The following is a 14,662-nucleotide window of genomic DNA, read 5'->3' as shown; positions in this document are numbered from 1 at the left end:
CACCGCGAGTACGCGTCCGCCGGGATCCCCGGCTACTGGATGGTCGAGCGGGATGCGGCGCAGACGGTCACCCTGCACGTCCTCGGCCCCGATCGGGCGTACGAGGTGGCGGCGAAGATGCCGTTGGCCTGGCTGTTGCAGACCAACCCGGCCGACCACCGGATCGGCCACTGACCGGTCGCGAGCGGCCGGTGGGCGGTGTGGGGACCGTCAGCGCGGTCGTGGGGACCGTCAGCGGTCGTGGGGACGGTCAGCGGTCGCCGAGGCGCCGGGTCGCCCCGTCCATGCCGTCGTCGTCCGGGCCGCCGGTGAACTGGGTGGTCTCGTCCGAGCGCCCGAACTGGGTGGTCTCGTCGTCGCCCGGCTGGCCGGACCGGGGTGCCGGGGCCGGCGGCGTCAGCGGGCTGAAGGTGGGCGGCAGCGGCGGCACGCTCGGCACCGGCGGGCCGGAGATCGGTGAGCCCGGCGGGCGCCCCAGGTTGCCCGGCACGGCCGGCTGACCGTACTGCGGTGCGCCCGTCGGGGCGTTGTACGGCGGTGCCGAGGGCGTCTGGTGGTGCGGCCCGGCGGGACCGTAGTTCGGCGGTACGGCGGGGCCGAAGTTCGGCGGTGCGGACTGGGCGTAGCTCGGGGCGACCGAGGGGCCGTAGTTCGGCGGGTGCGACCCCGGCCCGCCGGGCGGGAACTGTCCGCCGGGCGGGAACTGTCCGCCGGGCGGGAACTGCCCGGGCGGGTACTGTCCGCCGGCTGGCGTGGGGGTGCCGGGCGGGTACTGTGCGCCGGGTGGCGGCTGCCCGTGGGGCGCGAAGCCGGGCTGGCCGGCGGCGCCGGGGAAGCCGGCCGCGGCGGGGCGGGGCGAGCGCCAGCGCTGCGGTACGAGCAGGGTCGCGCCGAGCAGCACGGCCAGCAGCGTGGCGAAGGCGCCGGACGGTGCGGTGAGGGCGAAGTCGACGCCGACGAAGGAGCGCGGCAGCAGGTCGATCATCGACCCGAAATCGATCATGGACCAGAGTGCCATGACCATGAAGAGCAGGCCGGCGACCGCCGTACCGACCGGGGACCACCGGGGCAGCAGCAGCGCGGCGAGCAGCCCGGCCACGACCACGATCGCGATGAACCCGACGATCATGTCCCCGGTCTGCTCCCGGGAGATCCCACCGTTGAACCTGACCAGTCCGATCCCGGACAACACCCAGATGATCGGCGCGCTGACCAGCCCGAATACCAGCGATCCAAGGTGTCGCACTGCAACCTCCCCAGCCGGGTGCCTCCCGGCACCGTACCCGGGCCGGGCAACGCCGGTCCTCGGCGTGTCGGTCCGGGGCGGGTCGACCCGACGACCCGCCCCGGCATGGTCAGCCGGTCGTGCTGTCGGCCGCGTCGTCGCGCTTCGTCGCGGTCCGGGGCGGCGCCGACCACGGCGAGCCGGCGTCGCGGCGCGGCAGCGGCGGCAGCGGTTGCGTGTCCGGCTCCGGGTAGCCCAGCGTCGGCGGCTTGATGTCGCGCTCCGGCGGGTTGTTCAGCAGGGACCAGTCGGTCGGGGTCGGCTCCTCCTCGTCGGCCGGGGTCGGTGCCGGGGCGGCGGCGACCGGGCCGGGCCAACGACGCCAGCGCTGGATGCTGAAGGTGGCCATCAGCAGCAGCAGGCCGACCAGGAACGTGGTGCCGTTGTCCAGCACCTGCACCAACGGCAGCGGGTCGCCGAACACCTTCCAGTTCGCCGGCACCGCGTCGCGCACGGTGAAGGGGTCGACGAACAGCCCGACGTACGGTGCCGCCAGCAGCAGGCCGGCGACGAGCGGACCCGCCGGGGAGAGTCGCAGGGTGCCGAGCAGGCCGAGCAGGATGCCCGCGACTCCGAGGTAGACGGCCCCCTGGATCAGGTTGGCCGTGTTGAAGGTACCGACTTCCTCCCAGCGGGTGACGGTGCGGGCGGACCCGTCCTGACCGAGCGCGATCAGGGCCCAGGTCAGTGGCGCCGCCACCACTCCGGCGAGGAAGCTCCAGAGATGTCGCATCCGCGCACCGTACCGTTTCGGAGGCCGCCCGGCAGCCTGCCCGGGCGCGTCTCGTATCGATCTTGCTGACTGTCACCGTGGGATGACCGGGTGACCCGGGTAACCGCCGTCACCGGTGAGGGCGGCGGCACGGCGGGTCGCCGTACCGTTGCGGGCATGACCGAGCAGCTCTCGTCGCCGGCCGGCAAGCCGACCTCGTACTCCCGGGTCACGCTGAGCCGGATCATGACGGCGGTCGACGTCAACCTCTACGGCACCGTGCACGGCGGCGTGCTGATGAAGTTCGTCGACGACGTGGCTGGAGCGTCGGCGGCCCGGCACTCCGGCGGTACGGCGGTGACCGCCGCGATCGACGAGATCGTCTTCGCCGAGCCGGTCCGGGTCGGTGACCTGGTGCACGCCCACGCCCAGGTCAACTGGACCGGGCAGACCTCGATGGAGGTCGGGGTCCGGGTGGTCGCCGAGCGCTGGGACAGCGCCGAGGACGCCCCGATCCTGGTCGCCACCGCCTATCTGGTCTTCGTCGGGGTGGACGTGGCCGGCAACCCGCGCCCGGTCCGCCCGGTGCTGCCGGAAACCCCCACCGACGAGCGCCGGTTCCGCGAGGCGGAGATCCGCCGGGAGCACCGGCTGGCCAGGCGCAGGGCGATCCAGGCACACCGGGGCGCCGGCGACTCCTCCGTCGCCGGCTGAGCCGCCCTGGCGCCGGCCACCCCGGGCCGGCCCACATGATCCGGGGGCCGGACATGTGCGCCGGGCACGCGTACCGGCGCCGCCTGCCGGGCGGAGAATTGCGGGTCGGGTACGGCAGTATGGCGACCGGGTCCGGCACACCGGCGTGTCGGCCGTAGGGAGGGGCAGGACCATGGTTGGCGAGGTGCTCTGGACGCCGCCACCGGCCGGCGACGACCGGTCCCGGATCGGCGACTACCTGCGCTGGCTGCGCCGGCACCGGGACCTCGACTTCGACGACTACGCCGCGCTGTGGCGCTGGTCGGTCACCGACCTCGACGGCTTCTGGCGCTCGATCTGGGACTACTTCGAGGTGCGAGCCCACACCGAACCGACCGCGACCCTGGTCGACACCTCCATGCCCGGCACCCGCTGGTTTCCCGGCGCCACCCTCAACTACGCCGAGCACGTGCTCCGGATGCCCGGGATGGCCGACGACGAGCCGGTGGTGATCGCGCAGAGCCAGACCCGCGCCCCGATCACCCTGACCGCCGCGCAGCTGCGCGAGCAGGTACGCCGGGTCCGGGCCGGACTGGTTCGCCTCGGGATCGGCCCCGGCGACCGGGTGGCGGCGTACGCCCCGAACATCCCCGAGACGTTCGTGCTGATGCTCGCCACCGCCAGCCTCGGCGCGGTCTTCTCCTCCTGCGCCCCCGAGTTCGGCACCCGCAGCGTGCTCGACCGCTGGCGGCAGATCGCCCCGACCGTGCTGGTGGCCGTCGACGGCTACCGGTACGGCGACAGGCCCGTCGACCGCCGCGCCGAGCTGGCGACGATCCGGGCCGAGCTGCCGTCGCTCGTACACACGGTGGTGCTGCCCTATCTGGAGCCGGACGCCGCGCCGCCGGAGGCCACCCTGAGCTGGGCGGAGCTGGCGGCCCCGACCGACGAGCCGCTGGCCTTCACGGCGGTCCCCTTCGACCATCCGCTCTACGTGCTCTATTCCTCCGGCACCACCGGGCTGCCGAAGCCGATCGTGCACGGGCACGGCGGCATCCTGCTCGAACACCTGAAGATGCTGGCGCTGCACCACGACCTCGGCCCGGGGGACCGGTTCTTCTGGTTCACCACCACCGGCTGGATGATGTGGAACTTCCTGGTCTCCGGCCCGGCGGTGGGGGCCGCGATCGTGCTCTTCGACGGCAACCCGGCGGTCCGGACCGAGCCGGGTGGGCCGGCCGAGCCCGACCTGGGCACGCTGTGGCGGCTCGCCGCCGAGACCGGCACGACCTATTTCGGCACCTCGGCGCCGTTCCTGCTGGCCTGCCGCAAGGCCGGGCTGCGCCCGGCGGAGTCGTTCGACCTCTCCGCCGTGCGCGGGGTCGGTTCGACCGGTGCGCCGCTGCCGGCCGAGGGCTTCCGCTGGGTGTACGACTCCGTCGGCGCCGACCTGCGGCTCGACTCGATCTCCGGTGGCACCGACGTCTGCACGGGTTTCGTCGGCGGCGTGCCGCTGCTGCCGGTCGTCGCCGGTGAGATCACCTGCCGCTGCCTGGGGGCCAGGGTGGAGGCGCGGTCGGCCGACGGCGACCCGGTGATCGACCAGCTCGGCGAGTTGGTGATCACAGCACCGATGCCGAGCATGCCGGTCGGGTTCTGGAACGACCCGGAGGGGCGCCGCTACCGGGAGGCGTACTTCGACGTCTATCCGGGGGTGTGGCGGCACGGGGACTGGATCACCGTCACCGAGCGGGGCAGTTGCGTGATCACCGGCCGCTCCGACGCCACCCTCAACCGGGGCGGGGTGCGGCTGGGCACCGCCGAGTTCTACTCGGTGGTCGAGGGGCTGCCCGAGGTGACCGACTCGCTGGTCGTACACCTGGAGGACGACGAGGGCGGGGCAGGGGAGCTGCTGCTCTTCGTCGTACTCGCGCCGGGGCTGGAGCTGGGTCCGGAGCTGACCGCGCGGATCAACCGGGAGCTGCGTACCGGGCTGTCGCCCCGGCACGTGCCGGACGAGATCCACCAGGTCGGGGCGGTACCGAGGACGCTCTCGGCGAAGAAGCTGGAGGTGCCGGTGAAGAAGATCCTCACCGGCGCGGCGGTGGACTCGGCCGCCGCCACCGGCGCGCTGGCGAACCCGGACTCGCTGCGCGCCTTCGAGCGGTTCGCCCGGCAGCGGACCGCCGACCGGCCCAGTGTGACCTCCGTTACGTCAACCGAACCGTGACCTTCTCCGCCGCCGCCCGGTCGGCCAGCCGGGCCGGGTCGAGACTGCCGCAGAGCACCGTGCTGGCCCCGGCGGCCAGCGGGGCGAGCAGCCAGTCCACCGGATCGGGGTAACGGGCGGCGTCGACCAGCACCCGGTCGCCGGCCCCGATGCCCAGCTCGGTGGCGCGCTGGACCGCCAGGTCGGCCAGTACCGGATCCTGCGGGCCGGCCGCCGGGTACGGCGTGAAGTGGTCGCCGTGCCCGCGTACCTCGACCACGTAGTCGGCCCAGCCGGACGGCAGTTCCCGTACCGGTGCGGCGAGCGGGGCGAGCGCGAGGGCGTACCGGTCACCGGCCGGCCAGGCCGTCGCCTCGCCGACCCGGTCGACCGAGGCGAAGAGCACGTCGACCGGCTGCGGGTCGTCCGACTCGCCGGGCCGGGCACCGGAGACGGCCGAACCGACCGACCAGCAGCCGAGCAGCACGGCGGCGGTCTGCCAGTGCGGCGGCAGCAGCACCCCGACGGGATCGGCCGGAGCCAGCCCGGCCGAGTCGACCAGCAGGTTGGCCGTCTTGGCCACCCAGTTGGCCAGGGTCGCCCCGGAAAGTTCGGTCCGGTCCCCGGTGGCGTCGTCGTACCAGGTCAGCAGAGGTCGGGTCGGGTCGGCGGCGATCGCGGCGGCGAAGAGCCCGGCAATGTTCTCGGTCATCGCCCGCGACGATACCGACCCGGCCGGCCGGTGACGGTGATCTCCGGGCCGGGTCGTGGTGTCCTCGGAACCGGAGCGGGAGCCGCGGATCACACCCGCTGTGACGGCCCCGTCGCGTACCCGTCGGAGTCACCGGAAAGACAGTTGCCCGACGGGTCGCAGTCGACGCGTCCGGGGCGGCGCGGCGTAGGCTTGGAGGAAGTGTTCCGCACATCACACCCAGCCGAGGAGTCGCCCAGTGACCGCCGGTCGCCCGCCCCGCGTGCTCATTGACGCCACCAGCGTCCCCGCTGACCGGGGCGGCGTTGGTAGATACGTCGACGGCCTGCTCGGCGCCCTGGGCAAGGTGATCGGGCCGGGTCTGGAGCTGGCCGTAGTCGGGCTGCGCACCGACGCCGAGCGCTACTCCCGGATGCTGCCGGCGGCCGAGGTGATCGCCGCACCGGCGGCGGTGGCGCACCGGCCGGCCCGGCTGGCCTGGGAGCAGACCGGGCTGCCGCTGCTGGCCCAGCAGGTCGGCGCGCACGTGCTGCACTCGCCGTTCTACACCTGTCCGCTTCGGGCCGGCTGTCCGGTCACGGTCACCGTGCACGACGCGACGTTCTTCACCGAGCCGGAGCACTACGACAAGTCACGCCGGACCTTCTTCCGCAGTGCGATCAAGACCTCGCTGCGCCGGGCCGACCGGGTGATCGTGCCGAGCAAGGCGACCCGGGACGAGCTGATCCGGCTGCTGGACGCCGACCCGACCCGGATCGACGTGGCCTACCACGGGGTCGACCAGGCGGCGTTCCACGCGCCGAGTGACGAGGAGAAGGCCCGGGTACGCGCCCGGCTCGGCCTGGGCGGGCACAGCTACGTGGCGTTCCTCGGCGCCAAGGAGCCGCGCAAGAACGTGCCTAACCTGATCCGGGGCTGGGTGCTGGCGGTCAAGGACCGGCCGGAGCCGCCCGCCCTGGTGATCGCCGGTGGCCAGGGGCACGACGACGACATCGACCGGGCCGTCGCCGACGTACCGGCACACCTGCGGCTGCTCCGTCCCGGCTACCTGCGCTACGCCGACCTGCCGGGCTTCCTCGGCGGTGCGCTGGTCGCCGCCTACCCGTCGTACGGCGAGGGCTTCGGGCTGCCGATCCTGGAGGCGATGGCCTGCGCCGCCCCGGTGCTCACCACGCCGCGACTGTCGCTGCCGGAGGTGGGCGGCGACGCGGTCGCCTACACCAGCGAGGATCCGCAGCAGATCGCGACCGACCTCGCCGCGCTGCTCGACGACGAGGCGCGGCGGCTCTCGCTGGCGAAGGCGGGCTTCGACCGGGCCAAGGAGTTCACCTGGGAGTCCAGTGCCGAGGTGCACCTGGCGGCCTGGGGCCGGGCCCGGGCGTGACGGGAGTTCGGGGCTGGAATCGGTGGTTATCAGACGGTGTGTGCGTCTGGCGCCTGACGTCTCGGGCATGATGTGGCGATGTTCTACGCCGTGATCCCGGCCGGCGGCAGTGGCACCCGTCTGTGGCCACTCTCGCGCGCCGGCCGCCCCAAATTCCTCCTCCCGCTGACCGGCTCGGACGAGTCGCTGCTCCAGGCGACCGTACGCCGGGTGCGCCCCCTCGCCGGCCCCGAGAGCACGTACGTGGTCACCGGTGCCGCGCACGCGGTCGCGGTGGCCCGGCAACTGCCCGACGTACCGGAGGAGAACGTCCTGGTCGAGCCCTCCCGCCGGGACTCCTGCGCGGCGATCGGGCTGGCGGCGGCGATCATCGCGCGCCGGGATCCGGACGCGGTGATGGGCGCCTTCTCCGCCGACCACGTGGTCGGCGACCAGACGCGCTTCCTGGAGGTGCTCGGCGCGGCGATCTCGACCGCGCAGGACGGGCTGATGGTCGCGGTCGGCATCACGCCGACGCACCCGGAGACCGGCTACGGCTATCTGGAGTCGGGCGAGCCGATCGGGGCCGGCCCGGCCCGGCAGGTCGTCCGGTTCAAGGAGAAGCCGGAGTACGACCTCGCGGTCAAGTACGTCGAGTCCGGCCGCTTCTACTGGAACGCCTCGATGTTCGTCTGGCGGGTCGACGTCTTCCTCGGCGAGCTGGCCCGGCAGCGGCCGGAGCTGCACGCCGGGCTGACCGAGATCGCCGCGGCCTGGGGCACCCCGGAGCAGGCGGCGGTGCTGGACCGGGTCTGGCCGGAGCTGACCAAGATCTCGGTGGACTTCGCGGTGATGGAGGGGGCGGCGGAGCGTGGCCTGGTCGCCACCGTGCCGGCCGACTTCCGCTGGAACGACGTCGGCGACTTCCACACCCTCGGCGAGGCGCTGACCGGCGACGACGCCAGCAACGTGGTGCTCCGGGAGGGACCCGACGGCACGCCCCCGGCCGGCCGGGTCGTGCTCCGGGACACCGCGCGGACGGTCGTGGTGACCCAGTCCGACCGGCTGGTGGTGACCCTCGGGGTCCAGGACACCGTGGTCGTCGACATGCCGGACGCGCTCTTCGTCTGTGACCGCTCCCGCGCCCAGGAGGTCAAGGAGATCGTCGCCGCGCTGGAGGCGGAGGAGGCGCACCCCTACCTGTAGGTGCGGGTGGCCTCAACGGCCGGGTCGGGTGCCGGGCGCGGGTGGTGCCGCGCGAAGACCGCGAGCGCCGGTGCCACCAGTTGGGCGGTGGCGCCGGCCAGCGGCTCGGGGAGCGCGTCCGGCGGAAACCAGCCGAGTTCCACCGACTCGGCGCTGACCCGTTCGACCGCGCCGGCCGGGGCGACCGCGGCGAAGCGTACGTCGTGGTGCAGCGAGCCGCCCTGGCAGGCGACCGGGTGGATGTCCAGGTCGATCGGGGTCGGGTCGAGCCACAGCCCGGCGATCCCGGACTCCTCGGTCGCCTCCCGCAGCGCCGCACCGGCCAGCGTCCGGTCGCCGGGCTCGCAGTGCCCGCCGAGCTGCACCCAGCGGCGGAACCGGCCGTGCAGGCAGAGCAGCACCCGGCTGCCGGTGGCGTCCAGCACCAGGGCGCTGGCGGTGACGTGGCCGGCCCGGTGTCCCCGGGTCAGCGCCGCCGGGCCGCCCTCGTCGAGCAGGCGCAGGGTCCGGGCCAGGGCGTCCGCCGCCTCGGCGGTGGGCGGCTGCCAGCCGGTGAGCAGGGCTGACGCGTCGGCGTAGAGGGCATCGGGCACAGCGCCACCCTAGTGCCGGGCTCGTAGCATGATCGGTATGACGTGCCCTCCGCGTACGGTCGAACTGGCGGTCGCCGGCAACGAGGCGAGCGACCTGCTGCCGGTACGCGCGCCCGAGGTGCTCGCCGCGTACGGCGCCCGGCGGGGGTTCTGGACCGTACTCGACGAGGGGCCGGTCGAGGCGTGCCTGGCCCTGCTGGTCGAGCGGTACGACGGTGGCTGGCTGACCGTGCACGTGCCGATGGACGCCGGTGCCGAGAACGGCCGGACCGAGGACGGGGAGGCGCTGGCCCGGTACGACGGCTGGGTCTACGTCTTCGGCTCGCACTTCGGCTCGAAGCGTGGGCCGTTGCGCCCCCGCCGCGCCTTCGTGGCCCGGTTCCGCGAGGTCGAGGCGGTCGCCCCGCTGCCCCGGCTGCACGTGGTACGCAACCAGTTCCGGCTGCACCGGGCGGTGAACGACGCCCTGCTGGCCGCCGGGATCGGCGTACTGCCGGCCGGCGAGCGGGTCCGGCACCTCTTCATCGCCGCGACCCGGGCCCGGGGCACCGCCCGGGCGAAGAGCTGGGTCGACCGGCTCACCGAGGACGACCTGCCGGTCAACGTGGAGGCGGCGGCCTTCACCCCGACCGGTACCGTCCTGCTCGGCCTGCGGTTTCCGGTGACCGGGCGGGGCGAGCCGGTCTTCGTGGAGCTGGCGGACGTGGCCGGGATGTTCGACCGGCGGAGCTGGCCCCGGGTCGTCGGCGCGTACGCGTTGACCGGGGTGACCCGGCCCGGCGAGCTGACCGGCTTCCGGGCGCTGTCCGCCCGGGACGACGGCGGGTACGACGCGGTGGTCGGCTCGATCGACGCGCTCGACAAGCGCTCGGTGCTGCTCGACGACCATCCGACCGGCGGCGACGTGACCAGCCGGCACGTGCGGTTCCGCTGGCCGGCCGAGCCGGCGGGGCCCACGGTGGCCGACGAGTCCAGGGTCGCCGGTGAGTTGGTCGCCGACCTCGCCCCGCTGCACAACGTCGAGGGGCTGGCCGAACTGGACGGTGCCCGCTATTACGTGACCGACGAGGACCACCGGGTCGCGCTGCTGATCGCACAGGGCCGGCAGGACTGAGCCCCGGCGGGCGGCGCGGGAGCGGCCTGGAAAGCGACAACCCGGACGATGTCCTCCGCGGACAGCCGTCCGCGAACCCTCGTGGCAACCGTCCGGGTGCCGCGTTCCTCCCCTGCCCCCGGCATGCCGCAGGGCCACCCGGCGTCCAGGACGCCAGTGACCCCGATATCGGCCTAGTGAGCATGCCCGTTGGCTCCGCCGGCCGTCGAGGTCTTTCAGTTCACGCTGAAAGACGCTGATAGATGGCACCCGGTAGAGTGCGAACTGGTTGCCGGGCAAACCCCATCCGGCGATTCGGGGAGTGCGTGCCATGCTGCGGATCTACTTCTCCAGCGAGGACATCGCCCGGACCCGGGTCGCCCCTGCCGCGGACCAGGTCTGGGAGCTGGTCCTCAGCCTGCACCTGTTGCAGGGGCGCAGCCGGGATCCGATGATGGCGGGCTGGCGGCGGGGCGTCTCCGGCGGGCTCCGCCGGGACACCGTGCCGGGCCAGTTGCGGCTGCTGCTCGCCCTCAACCCGCCGCGTGGCTACTTCCCCGACTTCCTCACCCCCTACCACAGCATGTACGGCCTGGCGGCGGGGCTGGACGCCGTACGCTCCACGCCGGTCAACGCGCTGGAGCGGGACCTGACCGTACTGGCCGGGGAGAGTCCGCTGCCGCTGCCCGGATCCGCCAGCGCGCTCGCCCGGGGCGACGTCGAGGTGCTGGAGCATCTGACCGACTCGATGCGGCTCTACCAGGCGACCGCGATCGAGCCGTACTGGGACCGGATCCAGGCGGCCGTGGAGGCGGACCGGGCGCGGCGGGCCCGGGCCCTGCTCGACGGCGGCACCGAGGGGCTGCTGGCCAGCCTCCGCCCGGCGATGCGCTGGAATTCCGGGGTACTGGAGGTGCCGGACTATCCCGCCGACCGGGAACTGCACCTCGACGGGCGCGGCCTGCTGCTGGTGCCGTCGTTCTTCTGCGCCCGCATCCCGGTGACCCTGCTCGACCCCGAGCTGCCGCCGGTACTGGTCTATCCGGTCGACCGGTTGGGCGGGCTGACGCCGGCACCGGGCGCCGGTGCCGGTCCGGTGCCGGCGACCGGCGGGGAGGAGAGCCGGGCGGCGCTGGCCGCGCTGATCGGGAAGACCCGGGCCCGGGTGCTGGAGGTGGTCGGCGACGGCTGCTCGACCGGCGAGGTGGCCCGCCGGCTGAACATCTCGGCGGCGGCCGCGAGCCAGCACACCAGCGTGCTGCGCAACGCCGGGCTGCTGGTCAGCCACCGCGACCGCAACACCGTGCTGCACAGCCTGACCCCGCTGGGCCGGGCCATCCTGACCGGCTGAGTGGTCCGGGCCGGCGCGGTCAGCGTCCGACGGCGGGGTCCGGCGCGGCGCCGACCAGCAGGGTCGCCCCGACCTGGCCGGCGGGGGCCGGCAGTACGGCGGAGCCGAGACCCTCGGCGGCCAGCGCGGCCCGCAACCGGTGCAGGTCGGCGCCGAACCGGATCAGCACACCCGGGTCGGTACCGGCCGGTCCGGGGGGCGCGCAGTCGAGCAGCGCGACGGTCCCGGGTACCCGGGGCGGAGCCGTCCCGCCGAGCCGGTCGCGTACCCGTCGCTCGTCGGTGACCAGCGTCCAGACCGTGCCGGGCGCCACCACCCCGGCCACCGTGCGCAGCGCCCGGTCCACCGCCGCGCGGTCCGGCCCGGCGTCGGTGCCGTCCAGCACCGTCGGCGGCACGGACGGAACCGGCCCGCCGGCCGTCGCCTCGGCCAGGGTGGCGGCGGCACGCAGCCCCTCGGCCCGCGCCTCGGCGGTGCCGAGGGCGAAGAGGTCGTGCTCGGCGTCCCGGACCAGCGCCGCCGCGCCGGGCCCGTCGTCCTGACCGGCGGCACCGAGATAGCCCCGGACCACCGCCACGGGCACCTGGTCACACTTCCCCTTGACCAGCTCGCCCGCGCCGGCCAACTCGTCGACCACGGCCATCTGGGTGATGTTGAGCTTGTTGCCGTACGGGTCGACCTCGCCCCGGTGGTCGCGGACCGCCGGCATCCCGGCGACCCCGAGCGCCACGTCGGTCAGGCCGTTGCGCCACGGCCGGCCCATGGTGTCCGAGATGATCACCGCCACGTCGGCGCCGTGCCGCTCGCGGATCGCGGCCCGCAGCGCCCGGGCGGAGGCGTCCGGATCCTTCGGCAGCAGGACCAGCCGGGACCGGTCCACGTTGGAGGCGTCGATCCCGGCCGAGGCCATCACGAAGCCGTGGTGGGTCTGCACGATCCGGGTCGAACCGCGCCGGGCCACCGGGCGGGCGGTCTCGCCGGCCAGCACCTCGGCCCGGGCCGCCTCCCGCTCCGGCCCGTCGACCGGTACGTCCACCAGCCGACCCTCCGCCTTGGAGACGATCTTGCTGGTCACCACCAGCACGTCGCCGTCGCGCAGCCAGGGGGCGGCGGTCGCGATCAGCGCCGACAGGTCGTCGCCCTCGGTGACGTCGCCGATGCCGAGCACCGGCAGCACCTCAAGTCTCATCCCAGCTCCACGACTTCCGCGACCTCCGCGACACCGCTCAGGCCAGTTCCAGGGCGGTCCGGACCATCGTCGCGGTCGCCGCCTCGTCGGTCATCCACAGCGGTGCCGCCCGCACGGTCACCCCCTCGACCTCGGTCCCGGCGTCGGTGCCGTCCACCAGCCAGGCGTCCAGGATGCCACCGGCCGACCGGGCACCGTAGAGGCCACCCACCCCGGCCGCCGTGCAGGGCACGCCGAGCACCGCCAGGCAGCGGTCCGCCATCCCGCGTACCGGGGCGCCGCCGATGATCGGTGACACCCCGATCACCGGCGCGGAGCCGGCGACCAGCGCGTCCCGCAGTTCGGGTACGGCGAGCACCGGCGCGATGCTCACCACCGGGTTGCTCGGGGCGAGCAGCACCACGTCGGCTCCGGCCAGCGCGTCGAGCACCCCGGCCGCCGGCTTGGCCGCCTCCGCGCCGACGAAGACGAAGCGGGAGGTGGGCAGTTCGCCCCGGTGGCGTACCCACCACTCCTGGAAGTGGATCGCCCGCTGGGCGCCCGGGGTCTCCCCGTCGGGGTCCTCCACCACGACGTGGGTCTCCAGGCGGTCGTCGGTGGCGGGCAGCAGGCGTACCCCGGGCCGCCAGCGGGCGCAGAGCGCCTCGGTGACCGCCGAGAGGGGGTAGCCGGCGTTCAGCATGGTGGTCCGGACCAGGTGGGTCGCCACGTCCCGGTCGCCGAGGCCGAACCAGGTCGGCTCCGCGCCGTAGGCGGCGAGTTCCTCCCTGACGGTCCAGGTCTCGCCGGCCCGGCCCCAGCCCCGTTCCCGGTCCGCCCCGCCGCCGAGGGTGTACATCACGCTGTCCAGGTCGGGGCAGATCCGCAGGCCGTGCAGGACGACGTCGTCGCCGACGTTGACCACGGCGGTCACCTCGGCGCCCACCTCACGGGCGTACGCGCGGACGCCGGTCAGGAAGCGGGCCCCGCCGATGCCGCCGGTCAACACCACGATGCGCATGCCTGCCATCCTCGCCCATCGGTTCGGGACAGGCGGCGGGCGGGCCGGCAGACTAGGCTCAGGCGACGCAGGAGTCCGTCACCGCCTTTCAGGGGGAGAGTTGACCAGCCAGCCCGGGCCCGCGCCGAGCGACGCGCCGCAGGCCAGTTCAGTGACCAAGCCGCTGCGCGAACTGATCGCGCTGGTGCTCCTCGGGGCGAACGCCTTCTTCCTGTTCAGTGGACTGATCGAGCTGTTCTTCGGCGGCTGGGAGAACTCCGACTTCGGTGACCGCTCGCTGAGCTCCTTCTACGCGTTCGTCGGCCTGGAGCAGGTCGCGCTGCCGGTGCTCGCGGTGCTGCTCGCCACCCACGTCCAGCCGGTGGTCGGGCAGGCCCGGGTGATCACCCTGGTGGCGCTCGTCGAGTACGCCGTCTCGGTGCTGTTCGGCGGGATCACCCTGCTCGCCGGGATCTTCGGCCTGCTGGCCGAGACACAGTTCCGGCAGGCTTTCACCCGGACGCTGGTCTTCGTCGGGGCGTACGTGATCCTGCTCGTGGTGGCCTTCCTGGTCTTCCGGGTGTGGCGGGCGCTCTTCCACGTGTCGAAGCCGAAGCCGCAGCCCGGCCTCTACGGCCAGCCCCAGCCGTACGGCCAGCCCGGCGGTTACGGCCAGCCGACCGGCTACGGGCAACCGACCGGCTACGGCCAGCCGACCGGGTACGGCCAGCCGGGGGTGCCGTACCAGGGCTACCCGCCGGCTGCCGGGCAGCCCGAGCCGCACGTCTACGGCCAGCCGACGGTCTACGGCCAGCCGACCGACTACGCCCCGCCCGCCGGCTACGGCCAGCCCGGGTACGCCCCGCCCTCCTCCGCCCCGCCCGCGCCGTCGTCCGCTCCGCCCGCGCCTTCGTCTGCCCCGCCGGCACCGGCCTCCGCTCCGCCGGCACCCGCCTCCGCGCCCCCGGCCTCGGCGCCCCCGGCGCAGCGCGCCGAGCCGTCCGCGCCGTCGGCCGCCCCGAGCCCGTCCGGCACGAGCCCGTCCGAGCCGGACGAGGAGGAGACCGGGCGGACCCAGGTGATCCCGCAGCGGCCGCCGGTCGCCGACCGTACCCAGCGGATCAACCCGGCCAGCCAGCAGCCGTCGGCCGGTGCCCAGCCACCGCCGTCGGATCGGGACGACGACCCGACGCAGCCCCGCTGAGGCCGACCGCGACGGCGATCCGGTGCCCGCGCGCACCGGGTCGCCCCGGGCTGTGACCGGACCCACGCCGGTT

Annotated in this window: 14 protein-coding genes; 8 read left to right on the top strand and 6 right to left on the bottom strand. The window is 74.3% G+C overall.

The annotated features are described in order from the left end of the window. Positions 1-39 precede the first annotated feature (39 nt). Positions 40-174 carry a hypothetical protein gene (locus C6W10_RS39245; RefSeq protein WP_255419608.1) on the top strand — a complete coding sequence of 45 codons (135 nt, stop codon included), beginning with the start codon at positions 40-42 and terminating at the stop codon, positions 172-174. Positions 175-250: 76 nt separating this feature from the next. Here C6W10_RS39245 and C6W10_RS23440 read toward each other — a convergent pair whose 3' ends face one another. Further along, positions 251-1,246 carry a hypothetical protein gene (locus tag C6W10_RS23440; protein WP_107260541.1) on the bottom strand — a complete coding sequence of 332 codons (996 nt, stop codon included), beginning with the start codon at positions 1,244-1,246 and terminating at the stop codon, positions 251-253. Positions 1,247-1,355: 109 nt separating this feature from the next. Further along, positions 1,356-2,018 carry a hypothetical protein gene (locus C6W10_RS23435; protein ID WP_107260539.1) on the bottom strand — a complete coding sequence of 221 codons (663 nt, stop codon included), beginning with the start codon at positions 2,016-2,018 and terminating at the stop codon, positions 1,356-1,358. Positions 2,019-2,174: 156 nt separating this feature from the next. On the opposite strand from C6W10_RS23435, the gene C6W10_RS23430 reads away from it, so the two are divergent. After that, on the top strand, positions 2,175-2,711 hold the full coding sequence (locus tag C6W10_RS23430) for an acyl-CoA thioesterase (RefSeq protein ID WP_107264220.1): 537 nt from the start codon (positions 2,175-2,177) through the stop codon (positions 2,709-2,711). A gap of 172 nt (positions 2,712-2,883) precedes the next feature. Beyond that, positions 2,884-4,920, top strand: a complete 2,037-nt coding sequence (locus C6W10_RS23425; RefSeq protein ID WP_107260537.1) for an acetoacetate--CoA ligase — start codon at positions 2,884-2,886, stop codon at positions 4,918-4,920. Here the strand turns inward: C6W10_RS23425 and C6W10_RS23420 are convergent. After that, positions 4,901-5,611, bottom strand: coding sequence for a TIGR03089 family protein (locus tag C6W10_RS23420; protein ID WP_107264219.1), 711 nt, complete (start codon positions 5,609-5,611; stop codon positions 4,901-4,903). The genes C6W10_RS23425 and C6W10_RS23420 overlap by 20 nt on opposite strands. A 238-nt stretch (positions 5,612-5,849) precedes the next feature. On the opposite strand from C6W10_RS23420, the gene C6W10_RS23415 reads away from it, so the two are divergent. Both C6W10_RS23415 and C6W10_RS23410 read left to right on the top strand, forming a co-directional pair. Beyond that, the gene (locus tag C6W10_RS23415; RefSeq protein WP_107260535.1) at positions 5,850-6,995 is read left to right on the top strand and encodes a glycosyltransferase family 1 protein; all 1,146 of its coding nucleotides are present in this window, start codon (positions 5,850-5,852) and stop codon (positions 6,993-6,995) included. A gap of 78 nt (positions 6,996-7,073) precedes the next feature. Next, positions 7,074-8,180, top strand: coding sequence for a mannose-1-phosphate guanylyltransferase (locus C6W10_RS23410; protein WP_107260533.1), 1,107 nt, complete (start codon positions 7,074-7,076; stop codon positions 8,178-8,180). Here C6W10_RS23410 and C6W10_RS23405 read toward each other — a convergent pair. Then, positions 8,171-8,773 carry an NUDIX hydrolase gene (locus tag C6W10_RS23405; protein ID WP_234361393.1) on the bottom strand — a complete coding sequence of 201 codons (603 nt, stop codon included), beginning with the start codon at positions 8,771-8,773 and terminating at the stop codon, positions 8,171-8,173. The two genes, C6W10_RS23410 and C6W10_RS23405, sit on opposite strands and share 10 nt — an antisense overlap. 37 nt (positions 8,774-8,810) lie before the next feature. On the opposite strand from C6W10_RS23405, the gene C6W10_RS23400 reads away from it, so the two are divergent. Further along, a complete protein-coding gene (locus C6W10_RS23400; RefSeq protein ID WP_107260531.1) occupies positions 8,811-9,887 on the top strand; it encodes a hypothetical protein in 1,077 nt (358 codons plus the stop codon). Between the two features lie 310 nt (positions 9,888-10,197). Beyond that, positions 10,198-11,217, top strand: a complete 1,020-nt coding sequence (locus C6W10_RS23395; protein ID WP_107260529.1) for a helix-turn-helix transcriptional regulator — start codon at positions 10,198-10,200, stop codon at positions 11,215-11,217. Positions 11,218-11,236: 19 nt separating this feature from the next. Here C6W10_RS23395 and C6W10_RS23390 read toward each other — a convergent pair whose 3' ends face one another. Beyond that, positions 11,237-12,406, bottom strand: a complete 1,170-nt coding sequence (locus tag C6W10_RS23390; protein ID WP_107260527.1) for a coenzyme F420-0:L-glutamate ligase — start codon at positions 12,404-12,406, stop codon at positions 11,237-11,239. Between the two features lie 37 nt (positions 12,407-12,443). Further along, positions 12,444-13,406, bottom strand: a complete 963-nt coding sequence (gene cofD, locus C6W10_RS23385; protein ID WP_107260525.1) for a 2-phospho-L-lactate transferase — start codon at positions 13,404-13,406, stop codon at positions 12,444-12,446. Positions 13,407-13,506: 100 nt separating this feature from the next. Here cofD and C6W10_RS38065 point away from each other — a divergent pair, with 100 nt between their 5' ends. After that, a complete protein-coding gene (locus tag C6W10_RS38065) occupies positions 13,507-14,589 on the top strand; it encodes a resistance to Congo red protein (RefSeq protein WP_199853733.1) in 1,083 nt (360 codons plus the stop codon). Positions 14,590-14,662: the final 73 nt, after the last annotated feature.

The organism is Plantactinospora sp. BB1, from assembly GCF_003030385.1.
Taxonomy (GTDB): domain Bacteria; phylum Actinomycetota; class Actinomycetes; order Mycobacteriales; family Micromonosporaceae; genus Plantactinospora.
The sequence above is the reverse complement of the archived record's forward strand: the minus strand, read 5'-3'. Positions and strand labels throughout refer to the sequence as shown.

What these genes read in the sequence shown, in the direction of transcription:
- C6W10_RS23390 (WP_107260527.1), bottom strand. Translation starts at nt 12,406, where the DNA reads ATGAGACTTGAGGTGCTGCCGGTGCTCGGCATCGGCGACGTCACCGAG.
- cofD (WP_107260525.1), bottom strand. Translation starts at nt 13,406, where the DNA reads ATGCGCATCGTGGTGTTGACCGGCGGCATCGGCGGGGCCCGCTTCCTG.
- C6W10_RS23425 (WP_107260537.1), top strand. Translation starts at nt 2,884, where the DNA reads ATGGTTGGCGAGGTGCTCTGGACGCCGCCACCGGCCGGCGACGACCGG.
- C6W10_RS23435 (WP_107260539.1), bottom strand. Translation starts at nt 2,018, where the DNA reads ATGCGACATCTCTGGAGCTTCCTCGCCGGAGTGGTGGCGGCGCCACTG.
- C6W10_RS23395 (WP_107260529.1), top strand. Translation starts at nt 10,198, where the DNA reads ATGCTGCGGATCTACTTCTCCAGCGAGGACATCGCCCGGACCCGGGTC.
- C6W10_RS39245 (WP_255419608.1), top strand. Translation starts at nt 40, where the DNA reads ATGGTCGAGCGGGATGCGGCGCAGACGGTCACCCTGCACGTCCTCGGC.
- C6W10_RS23400 (WP_107260531.1), top strand. Translation starts at nt 8,811, where the DNA reads ATGACGTGCCCTCCGCGTACGGTCGAACTGGCGGTCGCCGGCAACGAG.
- C6W10_RS23420 (WP_107264219.1), bottom strand. Translation starts at nt 5,611, where the DNA reads ATGACCGAGAACATTGCCGGGCTCTTCGCCGCCGCGATCGCCGCCGAC.
- C6W10_RS23430 (WP_107264220.1), top strand. Translation starts at nt 2,175, where the DNA reads ATGACCGAGCAGCTCTCGTCGCCGGCCGGCAAGCCGACCTCGTACTCC.
- C6W10_RS23410 (WP_107260533.1), top strand. Translation starts at nt 7,074, where the DNA reads ATGTTCTACGCCGTGATCCCGGCCGGCGGCAGTGGCACCCGTCTGTGG.